This window comes from Streptomyces sp. NPDC016640, from assembly GCF_043076215.1.
Classification (GTDB): Bacteria; Actinomycetota; Actinomycetes; order Streptomycetales; family Streptomycetaceae; genus Streptomyces.
Genome location: NZ_JBIBRG010000004.1, coordinates 66,192 through 90,462 on the forward strand (window position 1 = coordinate 66,192; position 24,271 = coordinate 90,462).

20 protein-coding genes are annotated in these 24,271 nt (G+C 74.7%); 7 read left to right on the plus strand and 13 right to left on the minus strand.

The features are described from left to right. Nucleotides 1-676 precede the first annotated feature (676 nt). Together ACF07S_RS09655 and ACF07S_RS09660 are read left to right on the plus strand one after the other, a co-directional pair. The gene (locus tag ACF07S_RS09655; protein ID WP_391964259.1) at nucleotides 677-1,840 is read left to right on the plus strand and encodes an exonuclease SbcCD subunit D; all 1,164 of its coding nucleotides are present in this window, start codon (nucleotides 677-679) and stop codon (nucleotides 1,838-1,840) included. After that, the gene (locus ACF07S_RS09660) at nucleotides 1,837-4,830 is read left to right on the plus strand and encodes an AAA family ATPase (RefSeq protein WP_391973849.1); all 2,994 of its coding nucleotides are present in this window, start codon (nucleotides 1,837-1,839) and stop codon (nucleotides 4,828-4,830) included. The genes ACF07S_RS09655 and ACF07S_RS09660 overlap by 4 nt, the downstream gene beginning before the upstream one ends. Nucleotides 4,831-5,180: 350 nt before the next feature. Here the strand turns inward: ACF07S_RS09660 and ACF07S_RS09665 are convergent, their stop codons facing one another. After that, a complete protein-coding gene (locus ACF07S_RS09665) occupies nucleotides 5,181-6,869 on the minus strand; it encodes a DUF885 domain-containing protein (RefSeq protein ID WP_391964257.1) in 1,689 nt (562 codons plus the stop codon). A 32-nt stretch (nucleotides 6,870-6,901) separates the two neighbouring features. Continuing rightward, a complete protein-coding gene (locus ACF07S_RS09670; RefSeq protein ID WP_391964256.1) occupies nucleotides 6,902-7,393 on the minus strand; it encodes an Lrp/AsnC family transcriptional regulator in 492 nt (163 codons plus the stop codon). A 60-nt stretch (nucleotides 7,394-7,453) separates the two neighbouring features. On the opposite strand from ACF07S_RS09670, the gene ACF07S_RS09675 reads away from it, so the two are divergent. Next, the gene (locus ACF07S_RS09675) at nucleotides 7,454-8,653 is read left to right on the plus strand and encodes a trans-sulfuration enzyme family protein (RefSeq protein ID WP_391973850.1); all 1,200 of its coding nucleotides are present in this window, start codon (nucleotides 7,454-7,456) and stop codon (nucleotides 8,651-8,653) included. Between the two features lie 67 nt (nucleotides 8,654-8,720). Here the strand turns inward: ACF07S_RS09675 and ACF07S_RS09680 are convergent, their stop codons facing one another. From ACF07S_RS09680 to ACF07S_RS09690, 3 genes are all read right to left on the minus strand, one after another. Further along, complete coding sequence (locus ACF07S_RS09680) at nucleotides 8,721-9,998, minus strand: GNAT family N-acetyltransferase (protein WP_391964254.1); 1,278 nt, start codon at nucleotides 9,996-9,998, stop codon at nucleotides 8,721-8,723. A gap of 85 nt (nucleotides 9,999-10,083) precedes the next feature. Continuing rightward, the gene (locus ACF07S_RS09685; protein WP_391973851.1) at nucleotides 10,084-11,670 is read right to left on the minus strand and encodes an alkaline phosphatase D family protein; all 1,587 of its coding nucleotides are present in this window, start codon (nucleotides 11,668-11,670) and stop codon (nucleotides 10,084-10,086) included. A gap of 232 nt (nucleotides 11,671-11,902) precedes the next feature. Then, on the minus strand, nucleotides 11,903-12,733 hold the full coding sequence (locus ACF07S_RS09690; RefSeq protein WP_391973852.1) for an alpha/beta fold hydrolase: 831 nt from the start codon (nucleotides 12,731-12,733) through the stop codon (nucleotides 11,903-11,905). A gap of 167 nt (nucleotides 12,734-12,900) precedes the next feature. Between ACF07S_RS09690 and sigJ the strand changes: the two genes are divergently transcribed. Both sigJ and ACF07S_RS09700 read left to right on the plus strand, forming a co-directional pair. Beyond that, entirely contained in the window at nucleotides 12,901-13,788 is an 888-nt protein-coding gene (gene sigJ / locus ACF07S_RS09695; protein ID WP_391964251.1) for an RNA polymerase sigma factor SigJ, read from the plus strand. Nucleotides 13,789-13,964: 176 nt separating this feature from the next. Continuing rightward, nucleotides 13,965-14,726 carry a GntR family transcriptional regulator gene (locus tag ACF07S_RS09700; RefSeq protein ID WP_391964250.1) on the plus strand — a complete coding sequence of 254 codons (762 nt, stop codon included), beginning with the start codon at nucleotides 13,965-13,967 and terminating at the stop codon, nucleotides 14,724-14,726. 151 nt (nucleotides 14,727-14,877) lie between these two features. Here the strand turns inward: ACF07S_RS09700 and ACF07S_RS09705 are convergent, their stop codons facing one another. From ACF07S_RS09705 to ACF07S_RS09730, 6 genes are all read right to left on the minus strand, one after another. After that, nucleotides 14,878-16,035, minus strand: coding sequence for an ROK family transcriptional regulator (locus ACF07S_RS09705; RefSeq protein ID WP_391973853.1), 1,158 nt, complete (start codon nucleotides 16,033-16,035; stop codon nucleotides 14,878-14,880). 302 nt (nucleotides 16,036-16,337) lie between these two features. Then, complete coding sequence (gene mug / locus ACF07S_RS09710; protein WP_391973854.1) at nucleotides 16,338-16,835, minus strand: G/U mismatch-specific DNA glycosylase; 498 nt, start codon at nucleotides 16,833-16,835, stop codon at nucleotides 16,338-16,340. A 44-nt stretch (nucleotides 16,836-16,879) separates the two neighbouring features. Then, nucleotides 16,880-18,322 (minus strand): adenylosuccinate lyase, encoded by a 1,443-nt coding sequence (gene purB, locus ACF07S_RS09715; protein WP_391973855.1) that lies wholly within the window; start codon nucleotides 18,320-18,322, stop codon nucleotides 16,880-16,882. A gap of 299 nt (nucleotides 18,323-18,621) precedes the next feature. Next, nucleotides 18,622-19,461 (minus strand): SGNH/GDSL hydrolase family protein, encoded by an 840-nt coding sequence (locus ACF07S_RS09720; RefSeq protein ID WP_391973856.1) that lies wholly within the window; start codon nucleotides 19,459-19,461, stop codon nucleotides 18,622-18,624. Between the two features lie 57 nt (nucleotides 19,462-19,518). Further along, nucleotides 19,519-20,532, minus strand: coding sequence for a hemolysin family protein (locus tag ACF07S_RS09725; RefSeq protein ID WP_391964245.1), 1,014 nt, complete (start codon nucleotides 20,530-20,532; stop codon nucleotides 19,519-19,521). After that, on the minus strand, nucleotides 20,529-21,890 hold the full coding sequence (locus ACF07S_RS09730; protein WP_391964244.1) for a hemolysin family protein: 1,362 nt from the start codon (nucleotides 21,888-21,890) through the stop codon (nucleotides 20,529-20,531). The genes ACF07S_RS09725 and ACF07S_RS09730 overlap by 4 nt, the downstream gene beginning before the upstream one ends. A 262-nt stretch (nucleotides 21,891-22,152) precedes the next feature. Between ACF07S_RS09730 and ACF07S_RS09735 the strand changes: the two genes are divergently transcribed. Together ACF07S_RS09735 and ACF07S_RS09740 are read left to right on the plus strand one after the other, a co-directional pair. Beyond that, a complete protein-coding gene (locus ACF07S_RS09735) occupies nucleotides 22,153-22,392 on the plus strand; it encodes a toxin-antitoxin system HicB family antitoxin (RefSeq protein ID WP_391964243.1) in 240 nt (79 codons plus the stop codon). 4 nt (nucleotides 22,393-22,396) lie between these two features. Further along, nucleotides 22,397-22,771, plus strand: a complete 375-nt coding sequence (locus ACF07S_RS09740) for a fic family toxin-antitoxin system, toxin component (RefSeq protein WP_391964242.1) — start codon at nucleotides 22,397-22,399, stop codon at nucleotides 22,769-22,771. Here the strand turns inward: ACF07S_RS09740 and ACF07S_RS09745 are convergent, their stop codons facing one another. After that, nucleotides 22,772-23,473, minus strand: coding sequence for a class I SAM-dependent methyltransferase (locus ACF07S_RS09745; protein ID WP_391964241.1), 702 nt, complete (start codon nucleotides 23,471-23,473; stop codon nucleotides 22,772-22,774). Nucleotides 23,474-23,553: 80 nt separating this feature from the next. Next, the gene (gene bioD / locus ACF07S_RS09750; RefSeq protein WP_391964240.1) at nucleotides 23,554-24,270 is read right to left on the minus strand and encodes a dethiobiotin synthase; all 717 of its coding nucleotides are present in this window, start codon (nucleotides 24,268-24,270) and stop codon (nucleotides 23,554-23,556) included. Nucleotide 24,271: the final 1 nt, after the last annotated feature.

Here is a 24,271-nt window from a genome sequence, read left to right on the forward strand (position 1 = left end):
GAAAATACAGTGAGCATGCGCGCTCTTGAGAGATAAAGTTTTCGGACGCTCGCGATTCTCGACACCCGGGAACTATCGGCCTCCTCCGGCGCTGATCACCCTCCGCGATCGAATGCGCCGGAATGCCGATGAATTCCGGTCATCGTCCGCCACCATCACGCCACTTCGGACGGGTGTCCCAGGGGAGCCGACGCGCCCTCTTGCCCGTTCGGTGCCCCATCGTGCCCGCTTCCGCCTCCCGGTAAGAATTTGGCCTGAACGGCATCGATGCACCGGTGACCAGGGGTGACGTCGACCACTCGCCGATCCCGCCCGTGGGGGATTCCGCATGACCTTGCCCGTATCGGCCGTCGCGCGCTCCGGTTCACACCCCTTTCACCTCGGTCGCGGTGTGTGAGGGAACGAGCTGCCTCACTTGACCGGAAACTCCATGCGCATCGCCGTTGCCGGACTCCGGCGAGAAGGCGTTCGCCGATGCCGGCCCGGATCCGCCGTGCCCGACCGCCCTCCTGAGGGCTGTCCCGCAACGGCCGGGGATCCTGTGGCCCTGTCCTCCTGGCCCCGGACGCGGTGGCAGACTGAGGTCCGTGATGGATCAGGTGCTGACGGGCGCTAGCGTGGCCGGGACTGACCACAGGGGCGGGGTAGGGGAAAACATGCAGGTCGGAGCGGCGTCTTGAGAATTCTGCACACCTCCGACTGGCACCTCGGCCGGTCCTTCCACCGGGCCGGCATGCTCGGTGCCCAGGCCGAGTTCATCGGCCACCTCGTCACCACCGTGCGGGAGCGCGACGTGGACGCGGTGGTCGTGTCGGGAGACGTGTACGACCGCGCCGTGCCGCCGCTCGCCGCGGTCGAGCTGTTCGACGACGCCCTGCACCGCCTCGCCGGCCTCGGCGTGCCGACGGTCATGATCTCCGGGAACCACGACTCGGCCCGCCGGCTCGGAGTCGGCGCGGGGCTCATGGGGCGCGCGGGCATCCATCTGCGGACCGAGCCGTCCGCGTGCGGCACGCCCGTGGTGCTTCCCGACGGCCACGGGGACGTCGCCTTCTACGGGCTGCCGTACCTCGAACCCGCTTTGGTGCGGGACGAGTTCGCGGTGGAGAAGGCCGGGCACGAGGCGGTGCTGACCGCCGCCATGGACCGGGTCCGCGCCGACCTCGCCACCCGTTCGCCCGGCACCCGGTCCGTCGTCCTCGCGCACGCCTTCGTCACCGGCGGCGAACCCAGCGACAGCGAACGGGACATCACCGTCGGCGGCGTGGCCGCCGTGCCCGCCGGGGTCTTCGACGGCGTCGACTACGTGGCGCTCGGGCACCTGCACGGCTGCCAGACCCTCACCGAACGCGTGCGGTACTCCGGCTCCCCGCTGGCGTACTCCTTCTCCGAGGCCGGCCACCGCAAGACCATGTGGCTGGTCGACCTGGCCGCCGACGGGACGGTCACCGCCGAGCGCGTCGACTGCCCGGTGCCGCGCGCGCTGGCCCGGATCCGCGGCACCCTGGAGGAACTGCTCGCCGACCCCGGGCTGACGCGCCACGAGGAGGCGTGGGTCGAGGCGACGCTCACCGACCCGGTCCGTCCCGCCGACCCCATGGCCCGGCTCACCGAGCGCTTCCCGCACACCCTCAGCCTCGTCTTCGACCCGGCCCGGGCGGCCGGCGGGCCGGAGGTCTCCTACGCCCGCCGGCTCGCCGGCCGCGACGACCGGCAGATCGCCGAGGACTTCGTCACCCACGTACGCGGCACCGGCCCCGACGCACACGAACGGGCCGTCCTGCGGGACGCCTTCGACGCGGTCCGCGCGGACGACGCGGTACGGGAGCCGGCGCGATGAGGCTGCACCGGCTGGACGTCACCGCCTTCGGGCCCTTCGGCAGCACCCAGAGCGTCGACTTCGACGACCTGTCGGCCGCCGGACTGTTCCTGCTGCACGGCCCCACCGGCGCCGGGAAGACCTCCGTGCTGGACGCCGTCTGCTACGCGCTGTACGGCTCCGTCCCCGGCGCCCGGCAGAACGGGCAGGGCATGACGCTGCGCAGCGACCACGCCGCCCCCGGCGTCCGCACCGAGGTCACCCTCGAACTCACCGTCGCCGGACGCCGGCTGGGGATAACCCGGCAGCCGCCCTGGGAACGCCCCAAGAAACGCGGACGCGCGGGCACCACCGTGGACAAGGCCCAGACCTGGCTGCGGGAACGCGACGCGGCCTCGGGAAGCTGGAAGGACCTCAGCCGCTCGCACCAGGAGATCGGCGAGGAGATCACCCAGCTGCTCGGCATGAGCCGGGAGCAGTTCTGCCAGGTCGTCCTGCTGCCCCAGGGCGACTTCGCGCGCTTCCTGCGCGCCGACGCCGAGGCCCGGGGCAGGCTGCTGGGCCGCCTCTTCGACACCCGCCGCTTCGCCGAGGTGGAAAAACGCCTCGCCGAACTGCGGCGGGCCGCCGAGTCCCGGGTACGGGACGGCGACGCCGCCCTGCTGGCCGACGCCCACCGGATGCAGCAGGCCGCCGGCGACACCATGGAGCTGCCCGGGCTGACGCCCGGCGACCCGGGGCTGGCCGAGACCGTGCTCGCCGCGGCCGCCGTCGCCCGCAGCACCGCGCGGGAGCGGCTCACCGCCGCCCACTGCCGCCTCGCCACCGCCGAGTCCGCCCTCACCGCCGCCGACCGGGCCCTGGACGACGCCCGCGAACGGGACCGGCTGCAACGGCGTTTCGCCGAGGCGCGGGAGCGGGCGGCGCGGCTCGAGGAAGGCTCCGGCGCCCACCGGGAGGCGCGCAGGCGCATGGAGCGGGGCCGCAAGGCCGGGACCGTCGCCCCCGCCCTGGAACTGCGGGACGCCGCCGAGGCCGAGCACCGGCGGGCGGCCGGCGCCGAGCTGCGCGCGCGTGCCCTGCTCCCGGCGTCCCTCGCGGACGCGGGGGCGGCCGGACTCGCGGCCGCCGCCCGCCGGGCCGCCGAGGAACTGGGCGGGCTGGAGTCGGCCCGGCGCGCCGAGCGGCGGCTGACGGAACTCCTCGACGAGCGCGCCGGCCTGGACCGCCAGGAACGCGCCGACGAGGAGGCGCGGGAGGACGCGGAGACCTGGCTCGCCGACTGGGAGGAGACCCGCGCCGGTCTCCAGGCCCGCATCGAGTCCGCGCAGCAGGCCGCCACCCGGGCCGGTGAACTCGCCGCGCGGCGCGATCCCGCGCGGCAGCGGCTGGACGCCGCGCGGACGCGCGACCGGCTGGCCGAGGACACCGAGGCGGCCGCCGGGCAGGCCCGCGCCGCCCGGGAACGCGCGCTCGCGGCCCGGCAGCACTGGCTCGACCTCAAGGAACAGCGCCTGAACGGCATCGCCGCCGAACTGGCGGCCGGCCTCGCCGACTGCGCGCCCTGCGCGGTCTGCGGCGCCACCGAACACCCCGCCCCCGCCCGCAAGGTCGACGGCCACGTCGACCGCGAGACGGAGGAACGCGCCCTCGCCGAGTACCAGCGGGCGGACGACCGCCGTACCGAGGACGAGCGGCGGCTCGGCGCCGTACGGGAGGCGCTGGCCGCCGCGAGCGCGGAGGCCGGGGACACCGCCACCGCACGGCTCGCCGCCGCGCTCGAGGAGCTGGAGCAGGAGTACGCGCAGGCCCGGGAGGCCGCCTCCGCGCTGCACGCGGCGCAGGAGCGGCTGCGCCGCGCGGAGCGCGAACACGAGCTGCGCACCGCCGCCCAGCGCGAGGCCGCCGTCCGGGCCGCGTCCCGCGTGGGCCACCGCGAGCGGCTGGACCGGGAGCACGCCGCGCTGGAGGAGGAACTGACCACGGCGCGGGGCGGCGCGGACAGCGTGGCCGCGCGCGCCGGGCAGCTGGAACGGAGCGCCGCGCGGCTCACGGACGCCGCCGACGCCGCCCGCGCCGCCGAGCACGCGGCCCAGCGGCTCAAGGACGCAGACGCCAGGCTCGCCGACGCCGCCTTCCGCGCGGGCTTCGACACCCCGCAGGCCGCCGCCGACGCCCTCCTGGACGACGCCGGACACCGCGAACTCCAGCGCCGCCTGGACACCTGGCAGCAGGAGGAGGCCGCCGTACGGGCCGTGCTCGGCGAACCGGAGACCGCGGCCGCCGCGCAGCAGCCGCCCGCGGACCTCGCCGCCGCTCGGCGGACGGCCGAGGACGCGGCCCGCCGGATCCGCGAGGCGGCCTCCGCACGCGACGCCGCCGACCGGCGCTGCGCGGAGCTCGACCGGCTCTCCGCGCGGACCGCCGCCTCGGTCCGCGACCTGGGACCGCTGCGCGAGGAGTACGACCGCGTGGCCCGCATGGCCGGCCTCACCGCCGGCACCTCGGCGGACAACGAACGCAGGATGCGCCTGGAGTCGTACGTCCTCGCCGCGCGGCTGGAGCAGGTGGCCGCCGCCGCGACCGTACGGCTGCACCGCATGTCCTCCGGCCGGTACACCCTCGTCCACTCCGACGGCCGCACCGGCCGCGGCCGCAGCGGCCTCGGGCTGCACGTCGTCGACGCCTGGACCGGACGGGAGCGCGACACGGCGACCCTGTCGGGCGGCGAGACCTTCTTCGCCTCGCTGGCCCTCGCCCTGGGGCTCGCGGACGTCGTCACCGACGAGGCGGGCGGGGTACGGCTGGACACCCTCTTCATCGACGAGGGCTTCGGCAGCCTCGACGACCAGACCCTCGACGAGGTCCTGGACGTGCTGGACTCCCTGCGGGAACGCGACCGCAGCGTGGGCATCGTGAGCCATGTCGCCGATCTGCGGCGGCGGATCCACGCCCAGCTGGAGGTCGAGAAGGGGCGCTCGGGCTCGAAGCTGCGGCAGCGCGGCACGTGATGACGGCGCCTCACCGCCCGGGCGCCGTGCCCGGACCCGCCGACGGCACCCGTGGGCCGGGGGCCGCGGACGCCGGACCTCCGGCTCCGGTGGGGGAGCGGGCCCGGCGCACGGTGGATACGCCGGGCCGGGCACCGGCCACCCGCGCCTCGCCCCCGCACCCGGCCGCTACGCGGTCCGCGCGGCCCGGGCGCGGCCGCTTCCCCGAGCCCGCGCGGACGGCGGGGACATGGGCGTGCGGTGTCCCCGCCCGCCTCATCGCGTGGCCCGCCACGGACGAGGCGGACCGGATCACCGGTCAGGTCGTCGACGGCGGGGGCGGTTTCCGGCGCTGACGCCGCCGGCCGGGATCACAGTGCCGACAGTTCGTCCACCAGGTCGTCCAGTCCCAGGGAACCCTGGGACAGCGCCGCCATGTGCCAGGCCTTGAGGTCGAAGGCGTCGCCGTGCCGCTTGCGGGCGTTCTCCCGGCCCAGCAGCCACGCCCGCTCGCCGAGCTTGTAGCCGATGGCCTGGCCCGGGATCGTGAGATAGCGGGTCAGCTCGCTCTCCACGAAGTCCGCCGGGCGGCTGCTGTGCGCGCCGAAGAACTCCTCGGCCAGCTCCGGCGTCCAGCGCTCACCCGGGTGGAACGGCGAGTCCGCCGGGATCGTCAGCTCCAGGTGCATGCCGATGTCGACGACGACCCGGGCCGCCCGCATCATCTGCGCGTCCAGATAGCCCAGCCGCTCCTCCGCGTCCGTGAGGAACCCGAGCTCGTCCATCAGCCGCTCCGCGTACAGCGCCCAGCCCTCGGCGTTGGCGCTGACCATGCCCACCGAGGCCTGGTAGCGGGACAGGTCGTCGGCCACGTGCACCCACTGCGCGAGCTGGAGGTGGTGGCCGGGGACGCCCTCGTGGTACCAGGTGGAGACCAGGTCGTAGACCGGGAAGCGGGTCAGGCCCATCGTGGGCAGCCAGGTGCGGCCCGGCCGGGAGAAGTCCTCCGACGGGGGCGTGTAGTACGGCGCCGCCGCGCTGCCCGGCGGGGCGATCCGCGACTCCACCTTCCGCACCCGCTCGGCGAGGTCGAAGTGGGTGCCGTCCAGGGACGCGATCGCCCGGTCCATCACGCCCTGGAGCCACTCGCGGACCTCGTCGACGCCCTCGATGTGCCGGCCGTGCTCGTCGAGGTGCGCCAGCGCCACCCACGGCGTCCCGGCGCCGGGGAGGATCTTTTCGGCCTCCTTCTTCATCTCGCCGAGCAGCCGGTGGTACTCGGACCAGCCGTAGGCGTACGCCTCGTCCAGATCGAGGTCGGTGCCGTTGTAGTAGCGGGACCAGCGGGCGTAGCGCTCCCGGCCCACGGTGTTCGGGGCGCCGTCGACGGCCGGCGCGTACACGTCGCGCATCCAGTCCCGCAGCTCCACGACGGCCGCGGTCGCCGCGCGGGCGCCCTCGTCCAGCTCCGCGCGCAGCGCGTCCGGTCCCGCGGCGGCGAAGTCCTCGAACCAGCCGCGGCCCTCGCCGGTGTCCGCCCACTCGGTGAGCTGCCCGACGAACGTCTCCGTCGGGCGCGGGGCCGCGTACAGCCTGCGCTCCAGACCGAGTCCGAGGGACTCCCGGTAACCGGCCAGCGCCGACGGGACCGCGCGCAGCCGCTCGGCGATCGCCGCCCAGTCCTCGTCCGTCTCCGTGGGCGTCACGGTGAAGACCTCGCGCACCGAGTGCGCGACCGTGCCCAGGTTGCCGACCGAGCGCAGGCCCTCGCCGGCCTCGTGCACGGCCAGTTCGGCGGTGAGCCGCTCGCGCAGCAGGCGGGCGCAGCGGCGCTCGATGCCGCTGTCCGCGCCGGGCAGCCGTTCGGCCGCGTCGAGCCGCGCCAGCGTGGTGCGCTGCAGAGCGGCGAGCGCGGCCTGGCCGGCGGGCGAGAGATCGGGCAGACGGGAGGAGCTCTCCTTCACTCCGAGGAACGTTCCGGTGACCGGGTCGAGGGCGATGAGCTCGTCGACGTAGGCGTCGGCGACCTGACGGGGGAGCGCGCTGTTGGTCTGTGACATGCGGACCATCCTGGTACGCGTCCCGCCGCGCGTCACCCGCTTTGTGCCGAGGGCGAAGGCGGCAGCACCGGCCCGCAGTCCCACTGCTGGAAGATCAGCCGGGTCTCCACGCGCGCCACCTCGCGCCGGGCCGTGAACTCGTCGAGCACCAGCCGCTGCAGATCCGTCATGTCCGCGACCGCGACATGCACCAGATAGTCGTCGGGGCCGGTCAGATGGAACACGGTCAGCGACTCCGGCAGCGCCCGGATCCGCTCCACGAACGGCCCCACCAGCTCCCGCCGGTGCGGTCTGACCTGCACCGACAGCAACGCCTGGAGCCCTCGCCCCAGCTTGGCCGGATCCAGTTCCAGCCGGTGCCCGAGGATCACCCCGCAACGGCGCAGACGCGTCACCCGGTCCAGACAGGTCGACGGCGCCACCCCGACCTGCGCGGCGAGATCCCGGTACGTCGTCCGGGCGTCGTTCTGCAACAGCCGCAGCAGATGAAGGTCCACCGGATCGAGTACGACGGATTCGGCCACCGGCCGAACGTAGCACGGGCTTCAGGCCCGGCGACCCGTTCTGTGTTCACCCTTCCGTCCATGGACATGAACATGGGCATGGGCACGGGCACGCGACGCACCACGAAAGCACTCGCCACCGAGGCCGTGCACGCAGGCCGGGACGACCTCGCCGGACGGGGACTGCACGCCCCGCCGATCGACCTGTCCACCACCTACCCCTCCCACGACAGCCGCGCCGAGGCCGCCCGTATCGACGCCTTCGCCACCACCGGCGCCGAACCGGACGGCCCGCCGGTCTACGGACGGCTCGGCAACCCGACCGTCGCCCGTTTCGAGACCGCCCTGGCCCGTCTGGAGGGCACGGAGTCGGCGGTCGCGTTCGCCAGCGGCATGGCCGCGCTCAGCGCCGTCCTGCTGGTCCGCGGCTCGACGGGGCTGCGGCACGTCGTCGCCGTACGTCCCCTGTACGGGTGCAGCGACCATCTGCTGACCGCGGGACTGCTCGGCTCCGAGGTGACCTGGACCGACCCGGCCGGGGTCGCCGACGCGCTGCGTCCGGACACCGGTCTGGTGCTGGTGGAGTCCCCGGCCAACCCCACCCTCGCCGAGATCGACCTGCGGGCCGTCGCCCATGCCTGCGGCTCCGTGCCGCTGCTCGTCGACAGCACCTTCGCCACCCCGGTCCTCCAGCGCCCGGCCGAGCACGGGGCACGGCTGGTGCTGCACAGCGCCACCAAGTACCTCGGCGGGCACGGGGACGTGCTGGCGGGCGTGGTGGCCTGCGACGAGGAGTTCGCCGGACGGCTGCGCCAGGTGCGGTTCGCCACCGGCGGTGTGCTGCATCCGCTGGCCGGCTATCTGCTGCTGCGGGGCCTGTCGACCCTGCCGGTACGGGTGCGGGCCGCGTCCGCGAGCGCCGCCGACCTCGCCGGCCGGCTCGCCGCCGATCCGCGCGTGGCCCGTGTGCACTACCCGCGCATCGGCGGGGCGATGGTCTCCTTCGAGGTGCACGGGGACCCGCACGAGGTGATCGCCGGTGTCCGGCTGGTCACCCCGGCCGTCAGCCTCGGAAGCGTGGACTCGCTCATCCAGCACCCGGCGTCCATCAGCCACCGCGTCGTCGACGCCGGGGACCGCAGGGACGCCGGGGTGAGCGACCGGCTGCTGCGGCTCTCGGTCGGCCTGGAGGACGTCGAGGACCTGTGGGCCGATCTGGACGCGGCCCTGGGGGAGCGGGCCGGGACCCGCGCACGCCCTCAGTCGCTGTCCCGGGGCTGAGCCCTCGCGCACACGGCGAACGGCCCGGCGGGACGCGCCGGGCCGTGCCGTGTGCGACCGCGGTGGGCTATGGCCGGCCGATCCGCTCGCCGTGCCCTCCCCGCTCCTGCGTCCGGCGGGCCGCCGCGGCGTCCAGCCGGGCCGTGACGACCAGGGTGCCCTCCTCGACCTGGTAGTCGAGCGGCAGCCCCAGCCCGCGCATCGCGGCGACCATGCCGGTGTTGGAGGCCTGCGTCACCGCGTACACCTGGGCGCAGCCCGCCTCGGTCGCCATGGACACCAGCCGGGCGAGGAGCGCGCCGCCGATGCCCCGGCGCTGCCAGGCGTCCTCCACGATCAGCGCCACCTCGGTCTCGTCGCCGTCCCACAGCAGATGACCGAGGCCGACGATGCGGCCCGAGGCGGTCTGCACCGCGAGCGTGCGGCCGAAGCGGGGGCTGAGCAGGTGGTTCAGATAGCGGTCCGCGTCACCGGCCGGTCCGTGGTAGCGCATCCGCAGGGTCTGGGGGGAGCACCGCTCGTGCATCGCCCGCGCGGCGGCCAGGTCGCCGCTGTCCGCCCGGCGCACGCAGACGTCGTCGCGCTCGGGCAGCCTGAGCACGTCCCGGCCGCGCGGGATCCGCGGGCCGAGGCGGGCGTCCAGTTCCACCAGCGCCCGGGCGCGGGCGAACTCGGTGGGCGTGAACGGCAGATACGGCCGCTCCACGGTGATCACGCCGCCCTCCGGGGCGCGCAGCCGGATCACGGTGTCCTGCAGGGAGCCCTCCGCCGGCACGGACTCGGGGGAGCCGCCGGCCGGCGCGGCGGGCCGGGAGCGGATCGTGCACCGTCCCAGCAGCTGACGCAGTGCCAGCGGCAGCTCGGCCGCGTCCTGGGCGGTGCGGGCGGCCAGCCGCAGTACCCGGGTGGGGGCGTCCACCAGGTCGTGGGCGTCGGCCCGTTCGGCCCAGGTGTCCGCGCCCCCGGCGAGCGACACCGCGGTGGTGAGGTCCGTACCGGCCGGTGCCCGCAGCAGGAACTCGTCGACGGTGGAATCGCCCAGCGGGTGCGTCTGCAGGGTCAGGATGTCGACCCGCAGCCCGGCCAGCGCCGTGCACAGCGCCGCCAGCGCGCCCGGCTCGTCCTTCACCGTCGTCCGCATCCGCCACAGCTCGCTGTCCCCGGCCGCGGCGGAGGGCGGCGGGGCACCGCCGGTATCGTGCGCCGGCGGTGCGCTGCCGTGGCGCCGTGCCCACCACGCGTGGAGGGCGGCCGTGCACCGCGCGGCGGGTCCGGCCGCCCTCCACCGGCGGTGCGTGGGGCCCCCGTGGGGGGTGTTCGTCGCTTCAGGCATGTCTCGGCTCATGCAGCCACTGTGAAGGAATCGTGTTTCCTGATCACGAACGCACTGTGACTGACGGGTAAAGCAAGCTTCTGCCCGTTTTGAAGGGTTACTGGCCGACCAGGCCCGGCTGCAGCGTCTTCGTGAACAGCACCGTGCCGTCCTGCTCCCGCATCCGCACCGTCAGTTCGCCGCTGCCGCCGTCGATGTCGACCTCACCGAAGAACTGGTAGCCGCCGGCCGGCGAGACGTTGGAGGCTGTCGGCGCCTTCACCCACACCCGTTCCGGACCGAAGGTGCCGTCGAGCGCGCTGGCCGGGAAGGCACCGGCGTTCAGCGGACCGGAGACGAACTCCCAGAACGGCTCGAAGTCACCGAACGCGGCCCGCGAGGGCTGGTAGTGCTGGGCCGAGGTGTGGTGCACGTCGGCCGTCAGCCACACCGTGCCGGTGATCCGCCGGTGCTTGACGAACCTCAGCAGTTCCGCGATCTGCAGCTCCCGCCCCAGCGGCGCGCCCGGGTCGCCCTGGGCCACCGCCTCGACGTTCGCACGGCCCTCGGTGGTGTCCGGTACGACCAGCCCGATCGGCATGTCGGCGGCGATCACCTTCCACACCGCCCGCGACCGCACCAGTTCCCGCTTCAGCCACTCCAGTTGCTCGCGCCCGAGGATGCCCTGCGGGTCCACGGTCTGGTCACCGGAGGAGTTGGCGTTGCGGTACGTCCGCATGTCCAGCACGAACACGTCGAGCAGCGGCCCCTGCCGCAGCACCCGGTACACCCGGCCCTCCCGGTCGCCCGGCCGCAGCGTCGACATCGGGAAGTACTCGCCGAACGCCCGCCGTGCCCGGGCCGCGAGCACATCGACGCTCTTCTCCGTGTACCGGGTGTCCGTGTCGGCGATCCGCTGGCCGGGGTACCAGTTGTTGCGCACCTCGTGGTCGTCCCACTGCACGATGGAGGGGACCCGGGCGTTGAACCGGCGCAGGTTCTCGTCGAGCAGGTTGTAGCGGAAATTGCCCCGGAACTCGGCGAGGGTCTCGGCGACCTTGGACTTCTCCTCGGTGGTGATGTTCCGCCAGGTGCTGCCGTCCGGCAGGGCGGCGGTCGCGGCGATGGGGCCGTCCGCGTAGACGGTGTCACCGCTGAACAGGAAGAAGTCGGGGTCGAGCCGGGCCATCGCGTCGAAGATGCGGTAGCCGCCGATGCCGGGGTTGATGCCCCAGCCCTGTCCGGCCAGATCGCCCGACCACAGGAACCGCACGCCGTCCCGGCGCCGGGCCGGCACCGTGCGGAAGGTGCCGGTGACCGGCTCGCCGGTGCGGCGCGGGTCGTCGGGGTCGGCGAGCAGCACGCGGTAGTGGATCTGCTCGCCGGGCGGCAGCCCGCGCAGCCGGGTGGTGCCGGTGAAGTCGGTGTCCGCGCCGAGCAGCGGGCCGTGCAGACGGCGCGGGTTGCGGAACGACTCGGTCGCCGACGTCTCGACGATCATCCGGGCCGGCCGGTCGGAGCGCACCCACACCAGCCCTGAGTCACGGGTCACGTCGCCCGTCTGCACGCCCCACTTCGCCAGCGGACGCCCCGACCGGGCGAACGCGGGCGCCGCACCGAGCGCGGTGGGCAGGGTGAGGGCCGCCGAGGCCGCGAGCGAGCCGCGCAGAACGGCGCGACGGCCCGGGAACGAACGGTGTGACATGGATGCGCCTCCAGGGACGGGATCCGGCCAGTGTGCGCAGCCAGGACTACTCGGGCGGCGCGGCCCGTACGCAAACCCCGGGTGAACAACTGATCGGACGAGCGCGCGGCACCGTTCTCACCGGCCTCCGCCACGCGCGTGAGGAAAGGCTCCCGGCGGCGCCGGAGCCGGGCCAGGCCGCTGGCCGGCCGTGTGGACCCGCTCGCCGTCCCGTACCGCCCCGCCGTCTCGATCAGCGGCTGCCGTCGAGGAGGACGCGTGCGACGAGCGCCGGGTCGTCGTTCATCGGGACGTGGCCGCAGCCGGGCAGCCGCACCAGCCGGGCCCGGGGGATCAGCCGCTTGGCGCGGACGCCCTGCCGGGGGATGAGCAGCCGGTCCCGGGCGCCCCAGGCGACGGTCACGGGGATGCCCGGCACGTCCTCGGTGAACCGTACGGCGGTGCCCGCCCGGAGGGTCTCGGCGAAGCCCGTGGCGCCGGCCAGCGCGAGCGTCTCGGCGACCACGGCCTCGGGTGAACGGCGCCCGGGGCGGGCGTAGACGGTGCCGGTCAGCGCCGCCCGGCCGGCCGCGGAGCGAGCGAGGCGCTCGACCAGCGGCAGCGGCATCCGCTCCGCGATCCGCCGCATGCCGGCCAGCACGGCGAAGGCGTACCGGCGCTCGGCCCGGGTCCAGAAACCGGCGGGGGACAGGGCGGTGACGGACCGTACGAACTGCCCGCGGCCCAGCTCCAGGGCCAGCAGACCGCCGAGCGAGTTGCCCGCGACATGCGGCCGGTCCAGTTCCAGCGCCTCGCACAGGGCGGCGAGCGCGGTGCTCATGGTCGGCAGGTCGTGGGCGAGGCCGCCGGGCAGCGACGGGGAGGCGCCGAAGCCGGGCAGGTCCACGGCGATCACCTCGCGCTCGGTCGCGAGGATGTCCACGACCGGGTCCCAGGCCTGGCGGTGATGGCCGATGCCGTGCAGCAGGAGCAGCGGTTCCCCGCGGCCCACGCGCGCGTAGGACACGGTCACGGTCTGCGGGCCGAGGGGAGAGGTGATCTCGAAGGAGACGGTCGCGGACATGGGGGTGCTCCTCGTCTGGGACTCGCGGAAACGGACGCCGCCCGACGTCGTGGACAGCTTGTCAGCAGTTGCTACCGGCGGGTAGCCCCCGGCTCCGCCCTTCTCGCCGCGCTCCCGGCGGCCCGGACCGCCTGGACACGACCGCGCGGGTCGGCTGGGATGGGGCCGTGACCACCGACACCCTGACCGACGTCTTCGAAGAGCACCGTCCCGTTCTCCTGGGAGTCGCCTACCGCATGCTGGGCCGGGTGGCCGACGCGGAGGACGTGGTCCAGGACGCGTGGCTGCGCTGGTCCGGCGGCGACCGCTCGGAGGTGCGCGAGCCGCGCGGCTACCTGGTGCGCGTCACCGCCCGCCTCGCCATCGACCGGCTGCGCCGGATCAAGGCGCGCGGTGAGACCTATGTCGGGCCCTGGCTGCCGGAGCCGTACGTCACCGACTTCGGCGACACCGTCCCGGACGCCGCCGATCGGGCGGTGCTCGCCGACTCCGTCTCCCTCGCCGTCCTCGTCGTGCTGGAGTCACTGTCGCCGCTGGAGCGCGCGGTCTTCGTGCTGCGGGAGGCGTTCGGCTACCCGTACGCCGACATCGCGGCCATGCTCGACCGCGGCGAGGCGGCGGTACGCCAACTCGCCGGGCGCGCCCGCGGGCACGTCGAGGAGCGGCGCCCGCGCTACGAGGTGGACCCCGTCCGGCGCCGTGAACTCACCGAGCGCTTCCTGGCCGCGGCGGCCGGCGGCGATCTGGCGGGACTCATGGAACTGCTCGCGCCGGACGTGCGTCTCGTCGGCGACAGCGGCGGCAAGTCGCGCGCCCCGCTGCGGGTGCTGGAGAGCGCCGACCACGTCGGGCGCTTCGTCATCGGCGTCGCCGGCAAGGGGGTGCCCGACCTCGGCGTCCGCTTCCTGGAGCTCAACGGCGGCCCCGCGGTGCTCGTCCTGTCCGGCCGCGAGCCCGACTCCGTCCTCCAGCTCGACGTCGCCGACGGGCGCGTCCAGGCGGTGTACATCATCCGCAACCCCGACAAGCTGCGCTCCCTGCCCGCCGTTCCGTAGGAGCGGCACGCACCCTCACCGGACGAGGCCCCCGCCGCGACGGGGGCCTCGTCCCGTCGTGCGGATTGGTCTTGACCAAGGGGGTGGGCCGCCTTATGGTCACAGATAAGTGAAACAACCTTTCATAAACAAGGGCGCTGAAAACGGCGCCGGACACGGCGAACGTGGAGGACAGGGTGGGGACCACGCAGCTGGAAACGGTGCCGGAACCGAAGTACTGGCATCTCAGGACCGTGCTCAGCGAGGCGCTGGACTCGGAGTTCGCCGTGGGCGAGATCCTGCCCAACGAGCGTGACCTCGCCGCCCGCTTCGGCGTCGCCCGCGCCACGCTTCGGCAGGCGCTGGAACAGCTCGAACTCGAAGGCAGGCTGCAGCGCCGCCGCGGGGTGGGCACGACCGTCGCCCCGCCGCGCATGGGCGTGTCCGTCGGCACGGCGCAGCACGCCTGGCCGGGCGGCCCGGACGACGCCTGGCAGGCCCTCGACTGCGTGCTCGAGGTGCCGCCCGCCGCCGTCGCCGAGACCCTGGTGACCGGCCGCGACGAGCCCTTGCACGTCGTGCGGCGCTCCCGCGTCTCCCACGGCCAGCCCGTCGCCGCCGAACTGCTGTACCTTCCGGTGGACTCGGTGCCGGACCTGTCCGGCATCGACGCGCCGTCCGGTACGGCCCGCGCGCGTGCGGTGCTGCGTGAACTGCGGCGCCTGGAGCTGGAGCGGCAGGAGAGCGCGGTCGAACTCGGTTCCGCCCGCGCCGACGACGCCAGGGAGCTGGACCGCCTGCCGGGCGCCCCCGTCCTCGTCGTCACCACCCGCTTCATCGCCCGCGGGCGCATCGCCGCGCTCTCCGTGGCCACCTACCGCGCCGACACCTGCCGGCTGACGTTCGGCGACTTCGGCGGCGTGGAGATCCACCACGGCCCGGAGCGCCACGCCTCCTGAGACCCCCGGCCGCCGTGCCCGGGGCGCTCCCGGCACGGGCGCCGCGACGGGTCGCACCGCCCCGGTGCGGTGCACCCGCACCACCCACGGGGCTGCGCCGGAAGGACCGTCGGGTGCCCCGCGGGCGCGCGGCACCCGACCGTGACGGTCCTCAGCGGCGCGCCGTCACCGTGCCCTCCACCGCGAAGAGCTGCCCCTCCACATGGTCGAGGGCGAGCCGCACCGCGCCGGTGGCGACCGCGGCCTCACCCAGGTGGGACAGGGTGACCTCCGGCGGGCGCAGGCAGTAGCGGGCCAGTTCGCGGCGCAGCGGCGCCAGGACCCCGTCCAGGCCCGCCGCCCAGCCGCCGATCACGACCAGTTCCGGATCGAGGGCGAGCACCAGCGCCGCCACGTCGTGCACCAGTCGGCGGATGAAGCGGTCCACGGCGGCGAGCGCCCGCCGGTCGCCCTCGCGGGCCTGGGCGAAGACCTCGGCGACCGCCTGCTCGTCGAGCGGGTGCAACGGCTCGTCCGTGGTGGACAGCAGCGTCTCCGGGGTCGCCTCCCGGCCCAGCAGGTGCAGCGCCCCGATCTCGCCGGCCGCCCCGCCGTAGCCCCGGTGCAGCCGTCCGCCGATCAACGACCCAGCGCCCGGGCTCAGTCCGGCCAGCACGAACACCACGTCGTCGGTCTCCCTGGCGGCGCCCTTCCAGTGCTCCGCCACGACCGCCGCGTTGGCGTCGTTCTCCACCAGCACCGGGCACTTGAAGGACCGGCTCAGCCGCTCACCGAGGCCGAGACCCGTCCAGCCGGGCAGCGCCGTGCCCAGCCGCACCGTGCCGTCCGCCTCGACGATCCCGGGTGTGCCGACGCCCACGGCCCGCAGCGAGCCGCGCGGCACGCCGGCCCGGCGCAGCAGCTCCGCGACGGCCGCGCGCAGCCGGTCCAGCCGCTCGTCGGCGTCGACCGTCCCGTCCACGTCCCTGGCCTGTGCGCCGATCACCCGGCCGTCCAGATCGGCCAGCAGCGCGGCCACCCGGTGCACGCCGATCTCCAGGCCGAGCAGATGCCCGGCCTCCGCCCGGAACCGGAACCGCCGCGCCGGCCGTCCCTGGCGGCGCGCGGCACCCTCCTGGGCCGCCGTCTCCACGACGAGGCCCGCCTCGATGAGTCCCTCCACGACGCCCTCGACGGTCGGCCGGGACAGCCCCGTCACCCGGGTCACCTCGGTCAGCGTCGCGCAGTCCGTGGCCCGCAACGCGTGCAGCACCACCGCGGAGTTGATCCTTCGCAGCAGCGAGGGGTCCCCGCCGGTCAGCCGAGCCACCGTCCGTCCCTCCCGCTCGTGCGCGTGTTGGGCGGATCGTACTCGGCACGGCGGGCCCCGGCGACCTCCGGGTACGGGCGCCCCGCGGCGCCCGGCGCTCGCGGCGCGCCCCGGAACCCGCGGACGGTTCCGCTGCGCACCGGACGGGAGGACGTACCGCGGCCCGCACGTGGCCCGGCCGGGGGAGGTCCGGGGAACCGGCCGCCGGGCCGCGGTGGCGGTCGCCGGCCGGGACGCGAGCGACGGGACCCGGCTGCCGGCGGTGGCCACCGGGACGGCCCCGCCACGACCACCGGCCGACGCTACTCCGCCGCGGCCTCCCGCAGCCGCCCGAACTCCTCGGCCAGCGTCGCCGGCGTCCAGTGCGCGTTCAGCCCGCTCGGGTTGGGCAGCACCCACACCCGTGTGTCGCCGATGGTCCGCTCCTGCGGTCCCACCCGCGCCGTGCGGTCGTCGAACGCCGCCCGGTACGCGGTGATCCCCACCACGGCCAGCCACCGCGGACGGAGCCGTGCCACCTTCCGGGTCAGCAGCCGCCCGCCCTCCCGGTACTCCTCGGCGCTCAGCTCGTCGGCCCGCGCGGTCGCCCTCGCCACCACGTTGGTGATGCCGAGTCCGTACGACAGCAACTCCCGCTGCTCCGACGGCAGCAGCTGCCGGGGCGTGAAGCCGGAGCGGTGCAGCGCCGGCCAGAAGCGGTTCCCCGGGCGGGCGAAGTGGTGGCCCGTCGCGGCCGTCATCAGCCCCGGGTTGATACCGCAGAACAGCACGCGCAGGCCGTCCGCGACCACGTCCGGCACCAGCCGGTCGCGGGCGGCCTCCAGCTCCTGACGGGTGAAGCGCGTCAGAGGATCGCCCCGGGGGTGTACCCGGCGGCCTCCGGGCGCCGCCTCACGATGTCCTCGACGCGGCCGACGACGGTGGCGACCTGGTCGCTCGCGGCACCGGTGAAGGACAGCTTGTCCGCCATCAGCTCCTCCAGCCCGGCGCGGTCCAGCGGCAGCCGCTCGTCGGCGGCGAGCTTGTCGAGCAGGTCGTTGCGCTCGGCGCCCCGCTCGCGCATCGCCAGGGCCGTGGCGACCGCGTTCTCCTTGATCGCCTCGTGCGCGACCTCGCGGCCGACGCCCGCGCGCACCGCGCCCATCAGCACCTTGGTGGTGGCGAGGAACGGCAGGTAGCGGTCCAGCTCCCGGGCGACGACGGCCGGGAAGGCCCCGAACTCGTCGAGCACCGTCAGGAACGTCTCCAGCAGACCGTCGAGCGCGAAGAACGCGTCCGGCAGCGCGACCCGGCGCACCACCGAGCAGGAGACGTCGCCCTCGTTCCACTGGTCGCCCGCCAGCTCGCCGGTCATCGAGGCGTAGCCGCGCAGGATCACCATCAGGCCGTTGACGCGCTCGCAGGAGCGGGTGTTCATCTTGTGCGGCATCGCCGAGGAGCCGACCTGACCCGGCTTGAAGCCCTCGGTGACCAGCTCGTGCCCGGCCATCAGCCGGATGGTCTTCGCCAGCGACGACGGCGCGGCGGCCAGCTGCACCAGCGCGGTGACGACCTCGTAGTCCAGCGAGCGCGGGTAGACCTGGCCGACCGAGGTGAACACCTCGGAGAAGCCCAGGTGCCCGGCGATCCGCCGCTCCAGCTCCGCCAGCTTGGCGGCGTCCCCGCCGAGCAGGTCCAGCATGTCCTGCGCCGTGCCCACCGGGCCCTTGACGCCGCGCAGCGGGTAGCGGCCCAGCAGGTCCTCCACCCGGCCGTACGCGACGAGCAGCTCGTCGGCGGCGGTCGCGAACCGCTTGCCGAGGGTGGTGGCCTGCGCGGCCACGTTGTGCGAACGGCCGGCCACGACCAGTTCGCCGTACTCGCCGGCCAGCCTGCCCAGACGCGCCAGCACGGCCACCGTGCGGTCGCGCACCAGCTCCAGCGAGAGCCGGATCTGCAGCTGCTCGACGTTCTCGGTGAGGTCGCGGGAGGTCATGCCCTTGTGCACGTGCTCGTGCCCGGCGAGGTCGTTGAACTCCTCGATCCGCGCCTTCACGTCGTGCCGGGTGACCTTCTCGCGCTCGGCGATCGAGGCCAGGTCGACCTGGCCGAGGACACGCTCGTAGTCGGCGATCGCCGCGTCCGGCACCTCGATCCCGAGGTCCTTCTGGGCCCGCAGCACGGCGATCCAGAGCTGCCGCTCCAGTCTCACCTTCTGCTCGGGGGACCAGAGCGTGGCGAGCTCGGCGGAGGCGTAGCGTCCGGCGAGGACGTTCGGGATACGGGGCTTGGCGGGCGCAGCAGTCACGTACAGGGATTCTACTGGCGATTCGTGCAGGCCGGTGCCACGGGGTGGTTCGGAGGAAGCCACGAGGGGCCGGGAGCGCCGGCGGATCCCGGACGGCAGCGGCTCGGGGCGCCCGGGCGGCCTCCGGACGGGCACGGTGCCCCGATCCGATCCGATCCGATCCGTCGTCGACGACACGCCCCGCCCCGTCGCGGTCCACGACACGGCCACCGGTGACCTGGAGACCGCTGACCAGCCCGGGGAGGGAGGGCCGGCGCCCCGCGTCCGATCGGTGCGCGGCGGCCGGGCGGGACTCCGGCTCAGGGCCCCACCCGTCGCCAGTCCGTCACGGGGCCGGGCTTCGCGGGGTCCGCAGGGGTGACCCAGAAGGCTCTGCCCAGCTCGGCGTTGAACTGGGCGCCTGCCCGGCCGTCCCCCGAGGAACGGCCCGTGAGCCGGCGGCCGATCCAGGGCAGCAGGTGCCGCCGGGCGAACCGGGCGTCCTCGACCCGACGTGCCGTCCAGCGCGGCGGCAGCGTCGCCCGGGGCGGCAGGTGCCACTCGGGGTCCTCCGGCGGGTAGCCGAGGGCCTGCCACACCGCCTCCGCCACCCTGCGGTGCCCGTCGGCGGTCAGATGCAGCCGGTCCACGTCCCACAGCCGGGGATCACTGAGCGAGGGCGCCCCGTACAGGTCGACGACGAGGGCGCCGTGCCGCTCGGCCAGCTCGTCGACACAGGCGAACAGCGCCTCCATGCGCGGCCGGAAGCGCTCCAGGACCGGCCCCTGGCGGCCGGGACTGCGCATCAGCACCAGCTGCTCGCAGTGCGGGGCCAGCCGCTCCACGGCCTCGGTCAGCAGATCCCGCACCCGCGCCATGTCGCACTTGGGCCGCAGGGTGTCGTTGAGCCCGCCGACCAGGGTGACGACGTCGGGCCGCAGGGCAGCGGCGACCTCGACCTGCTCGTCGACGATCTGCCGGATCAGCTTGCCGCGCACGGCCAGGTTGGCGTAGCGGAAACCGGAGGAGGCGGCCGCCATCCGTCCGGCGAGGAGATCGGCCCAGCCGCGGTACGTGCCGTCCGGAAGGAGGTCCGACATGCCCTCGGTGAAGGAATCGCCGAGGGCGACAAGGCTGTTGTGGGAGGGATGCGTCTGCATGGCGACAGAGATGGTATCCCGTGGCACATACCCATCGGTCGGTCCCCCCCCGGATGCTCAGGTCCGCCGCCCGAACAGCTCCCGCAGGACGTCCTCCATCGTCACCAGTCCCGCCAGCCGCCCGTCGGCGCCGAGCACGGCCGCCAGATGCGTACGGCTGCGCCGCATGGCGGTGAGGACGTCGTCCATCGGCGTGCTCTCCCGCACCCGGGCCACGGACCGCATGTCCCGCAGCCGGAACGGCAGGTCCCGCGGCGAGGCGTCCAAGGCGTCCTTCACGTGCAGATAACCCACGATCCGCCGCTGCTCGTCCACCACGGGGAAGCGGGAGAAGCCGGACTGCGCCGACAGCCGCTCCAGTTCCTCCGGGGTGACGCCCACGCGGGCGTAGACCACGCGCTCCAGTGGCACCACCACGTCCCGCACCGGCCGCCGGCCCAATTCCAGCGCGTCGCGCAGCCGTTCCTGCGCCCGGTCGTCGATCAGACCCGCCTCGCCGGAGTCCTTCACCATCTGGACCAGCTCCGCGTCCGAGAAGGAGGCGACGACCTCGTTGCGCACCTCGACCCGCAGCAGCCGCAGCAGGGCGTTGGCGAAGGCGTTGACCGTGAAGATCACCGGGCGCAGGGCCCGGGACAGCGCCACCAGCGGCGGCCCCAGCGCCAGCGCGCTGCGGACCGGCTCGGCCAGCGCGATGTTCTTGGGCACCATCTCGCCGAGCAGCATGTGCAGATACGTCGCGAGCGCCAGCGCGATCACGAACGACACCGCGTGACCGGCGCCCTCCGGCATGCCCACCGCGTGGAACACCGGCTCCAGCAGGTGGGCGATGGCCGGTTCGGCGACGACGCCGAGGACCAGGGTGCACAGCGTGATGCCGAGCTGCGCGGCCGCCATCAGCGCGGACACGTGCTCCAGCCCCCACAGCACGCTCCTGGCGCGCCGGTCGCCCTCATCGGCGTACGGCTCGATCTGGCTGCGGCGGACCGAGATCAGGGCGAACTCGGCGCCGACGAAGAAGGCGTTGGCGACCAGGGTCGCCAGACCGATCACCAGCTGTACGACGGTCACCGCCGCGCCCCCTCGCCGTCCGTGTCCGTCCGCCGTTCCGCCGGGTGCGGGCCGCCGCGCGGTGCGTGCAGCAGGACGCGTGCCGCGCGGCGGCCGGTCGCGTCCAGCACCTCCAGCCGCCAGCCGGTGACCTCGAGGGTGTCGCCGACGGCCGGGATCCGGCCCAGCTCGGCCGCCACGAGCCCGGCGAGGGTCTCGTACGGCCCCTCCGGCGCGCGCAGGCCGACCCGGGCGAGCTGGTCCACCCGTGCCGAGCCGTCGGCCGAGAACAGCTCGCGGCCCTCCGCGTCGGCGCCGGAGCGGGCCAGGTCGGGGGTCTCGTGCGGGTCGTGCTCGTCGCGGACCTCGCCGACGACCTCCTCGACGATGTCCTCCAGCGTGGCCACGCCCGCGGTGCCGCCGTACTCGTCGATCACCACGGCCATGGTCCGCCGGCCGGAGAGCCGGTCCAGCAGGCGGTCGACGGTGAGCGATTCGGGGACCAGCAGCGGGTCGCGCATCACCTCCGACACCGGGACGCGGGCGCGGTGCCCGGCGGACATCGCCAGAACGTCCTTGACGTGCGCGGTGCCGACGACCGCGTCCAGGGTGTCGCGGTAGACGGGGAACCGGGACAGCCCGGTGGCCCGGGTCACGTTCGCCACGTCCTCGCAGGTCGCGGAGGCCTCCAGGGCGACGACCTGGACGCGCGGTGTCATCACGTTCTCCGCGGTGAGGTCGGCGAGGTTCAGCGTGCGGACGAACAGTTCGGCGGTGTCCGGCTCCAGGGCGCCCTGCCGGGCGGAGTGCCGGGCGAGCGCCGCGAGCTCCTGGGGGCCGCGCGCGGACTCCAGTTCCTCGGCGGGCTCGACGCCGATGCGGCGCACGATGCGGTTGGCCGTGTTGTTGAGGTGCGTGATGAAGGGACGGAAGGCGGCACTGAACCAGCGCTGCGCGTTGCCCACCCGCTTGGCCACGGCCAGCGGCGAGGAGATCGCCCAGTTCTTGGGCACCAGCTCGCCGACCACCATCAGGAACACGGTCGACAGGGCCGTGCCGATCACCAGGGCCGAGGAGTGCGCCACCGCGTCGGAGGCGCCGGCGTCCTTCAGCGGGCCCGCGATCAGCGCCGCGATCGACGGCTCGGCGAGCATGCCGACCACCAGGTTGGTGACCGTGATGCCGAGCTGGGCGCCGGAGAGCTGGAAGGTCAGTTTCCGAACGGCCTCGAGCGCGCCGGCGGCGCCGCGCTCGCCGCGCTCGGCCGCCCGCTCCAGATCGCCGCGCTCGACCGTGGTGAGGGAGAACTCGGCCGCGACGAACGCGCCGCAGGCGAGCGAGAGCAGGATGGCCGTCAGGAGGAGGAGCACTTCGGTCATCGGGTCACCTCCGTCCCATGGTCGGACAGGACGGGGACGGATGCGCGATGTCCCGGACCGGGACGCTCGCCCATGGCGGACGCACACAACCTTTCATGGAGGAGCGAGTGGCCCGCCGGGGGTAAAAGATCGGCAAAGAAGCCCGTCGGCCCGCAGATCACCCGGTCAGGGGTGTCACCCGGCACCGCCCCCACCGCGTGAGGGGCGAATCCGGCCGGTGGACGCGCTTGCCCCGCTAGCATTCCGGCGCTAGCTTCACGGTATGGCGAAGACCCAGCTGAACGTGCGCGTCGACGAGGGCACCGCCCGCGCGGCACGCGAGCGCGCCCTGGCCCGCGGGATGAGCGTCAACCGCTACATCGAGGAACTGGTCCGGCAGGACACCGGAGAGGCGGGCCGCGCCTTCGTCGAGGCGGCCGCCGACTTCATGAAGCAGTACGAGAGCGTCTTCGCCGAGGAATTCGGCAAGGACGGCGAGGGCACGCGCGAAGGTCGCCGCTGAACCGTTGGACAACCTGCGCATCGACCTCGCGTGGCTGCTCATGCTCGCCGAGCAGCAGACCCCGGGAGACCCCCAGGTGACCGACTGGGGTGCCCTCGTGGCCGCCGTCGCACGCCACGAGGCCCGGATCTTCGACGTCCCCGTCTACGACAGCCCCCAGGACCGCGCCGCCGCGCTGCTCCAGCTGCTGATCCACCTCCCCGCGCTGGAACGCTCCAACGCCCTGTTCGCCTCCGCCGTCGCGTACGCCTATCTCGTCGCCAGCGGTCTGAAGGTCGTCACCTCGCCGGAGCGGGTGCGCGACCTGGCCCGGCTGGTCAAGAGCGGTGAGGCGGGCGTGGCCGACATCGCCGCCGAGCTGCGCCGCTGGAGCGAGTGATCAGCCCGCGGGGGCCGAGGCGTCGCTCACCGGTCGCCACGCGGTGCCGACGACGCAGTACGAGGTGGGCAGCGCCGGCCCCTTCTCCGGCATCAGCGTCCGCCGGTAGGGCCCGAGTTCGAACCCCGCCTCCCGCAGCGCGCCGACCGGGTCCCGCGCCACGTGGCAGCCGCCGGCCAGCGACGGCCACACCGTGCGGTCCAGCGCGCGCTGGGCGAGGTTCATGACCCGGCCGCCGCCCCGGCCGTGCTCCAGGAACCGCACCTCGCCGCCGGGCCGCAGCACCCGCCTGAGCTCCGCGAGCGCCCGCGGCACGTCCCGCACACTGCACAGCACCAACGAGAGCACCGCCGCGTCGAACGCCTCGCTCTGGACCGGAAGCGCCTCCGCCACCCCCGGCGCCACGTCCACCGGCACCCGGGCGCGCAGGGCGGCCTCCACGGCCAGGGTGCGCAGCGCACGCTCCGGTTCGATCGCGACGATCCCCGAGACGGTGCCCGGGTAGTGCGCGAAGTTCAGACCGTTGCCCGCGCCGACCTCGATCACCCGCCCCGACAGCCCGCCGAGCAGCCTGCGGCGCACCCCGGCCATCCCCGCCCGGGTCTCGGCGGTGACACTGAGCCGGGCGTAGCAGCGGGCGAACAGCGGGTGGTGCACGGGCTCCCGCGCCGCCTTCGCGGAGCGGCCGGACCGTGGCTGCATGTGGACCTCCCCGGGACGGGCCTACGGCGATTCTCCCCCGGTCGGGCCGCCCGCACCCCCGCTGTCGTCAGGCGCTGTCGTCAGGGCGCCTCGCGCACCCGGAACACCTCCGCGTCCCAGGTTCCCTCCAGCCGGGGCGCCAGCCACTGCGGCGCCGCGGCCCGGAAGCGGGCCGGGGCGAGGGAGCCCGCCCCGGCCGGCACGGCGCCCAGCAGCGGGGCCCCGGTCACGTCGGGCAGGTCCAGCAGATTGCAGCGCGCCGCCAGATCGGGCCCGGCCGGCCAGCTGCCGATCACCACACCCGCCGGCTCCAGCCCCCGCCCGCGCAGTTCGCGGACCGTCAGCTCCGAGGCGTTGAGGGTGCCGAGTCCCGCCGGCGCCACCACCAGCACCGGAGCGGACAGCAGCCCGGCAGCGTCCGCCAGCGTCCCGCCGGCCGCGTCGAACCGCACCAGCAGCCCGCCCGCGCCCTCCACCAGCACCAGATCGTGCTCGGTGGCCAGCTTGGCGGCCCGCTCCGCGACCTCGTGCGGATGCACCGGTGCCCGCCCGGCCCGGCGGGAGGCCGTGGCCGGCGCCAGCGGATCGGGATAGCGGGCGAGTTCGTCCGTCGTCACCGCACCGGCGAGCCGCGCGACCTCCTCGGCGTCCCCGGGCTCGCCCGGCCTTACGCCCGTCTGCGCCGCCTTCAGCACGGCCACCGACCGGCCGGCCGCCAGCGCCGTCGCGGCGACCGCGGCCGTCACCACCGTCTTGCCGACCTCGGTGCCCGTGCCCGTGATCACCATCACCGGCATG

What these genes read in the sequence shown, in the direction of transcription:
- ACF07S_RS09660 (WP_391973849.1), top strand. Translation starts at nt 1,837, where the DNA reads ATGAGGCTGCACCGGCTGGACGTCACCGCCTTCGGGCCCTTCGGCAGC.
- ACF07S_RS09665 (WP_391964257.1), bottom strand. Translation starts at nt 6,869, where the DNA reads ATGTCACAGACCAACAGCGCGCTCCCCCGTCAGGTCGCCGACGCCTAC.
- ACF07S_RS09675 (WP_391973850.1), top strand. Translation starts at nt 7,454, where the DNA reads ATGGACATGAACATGGGCATGGGCACGGGCACGCGACGCACCACGAAA.
- ACF07S_RS09680 (WP_391964254.1), bottom strand. Translation starts at nt 9,998, where the DNA reads ATGAGCCGAGACATGCCTGAAGCGACGAACACCCCCCACGGGGGCCCC.
- ACF07S_RS09685 (WP_391973851.1), bottom strand. Translation starts at nt 11,670, where the DNA reads ATGTCACACCGTTCGTTCCCGGGCCGTCGCGCCGTTCTGCGCGGCTCG.
- ACF07S_RS09690 (WP_391973852.1), bottom strand. Translation starts at nt 12,733, where the DNA reads ATGTCCGCGACCGTCTCCTTCGAGATCACCTCTCCCCTCGGCCCGCAG.
- ACF07S_RS09720 (WP_391973856.1), bottom strand. Translation starts at nt 19,461, where the DNA reads ATGCAGACGCATCCCTCCCACAACAGCCTTGTCGCCCTCGGCGATTCC.
- ACF07S_RS09730 (WP_391964244.1), bottom strand. Translation starts at nt 21,890, where the DNA reads ATGACCGAAGTGCTCCTCCTCCTGACGGCCATCCTGCTCTCGCTCGCC.
- ACF07S_RS09735 (WP_391964243.1), top strand. Translation starts at nt 22,153, where the DNA reads ATGGCGAAGACCCAGCTGAACGTGCGCGTCGACGAGGGCACCGCCCGC.
- ACF07S_RS09745 (WP_391964241.1), bottom strand. Translation starts at nt 23,473, where the DNA reads ATGCAGCCACGGTCCGGCCGCTCCGCGAAGGCGGCGCGGGAGCCCGTG.
- bioD (WP_391964240.1), bottom strand. Translation starts at nt 24,270, where the DNA reads ATGCCGGTGATGGTGATCACGGGCACGGGCACCGAGGTCGGCAAGACG.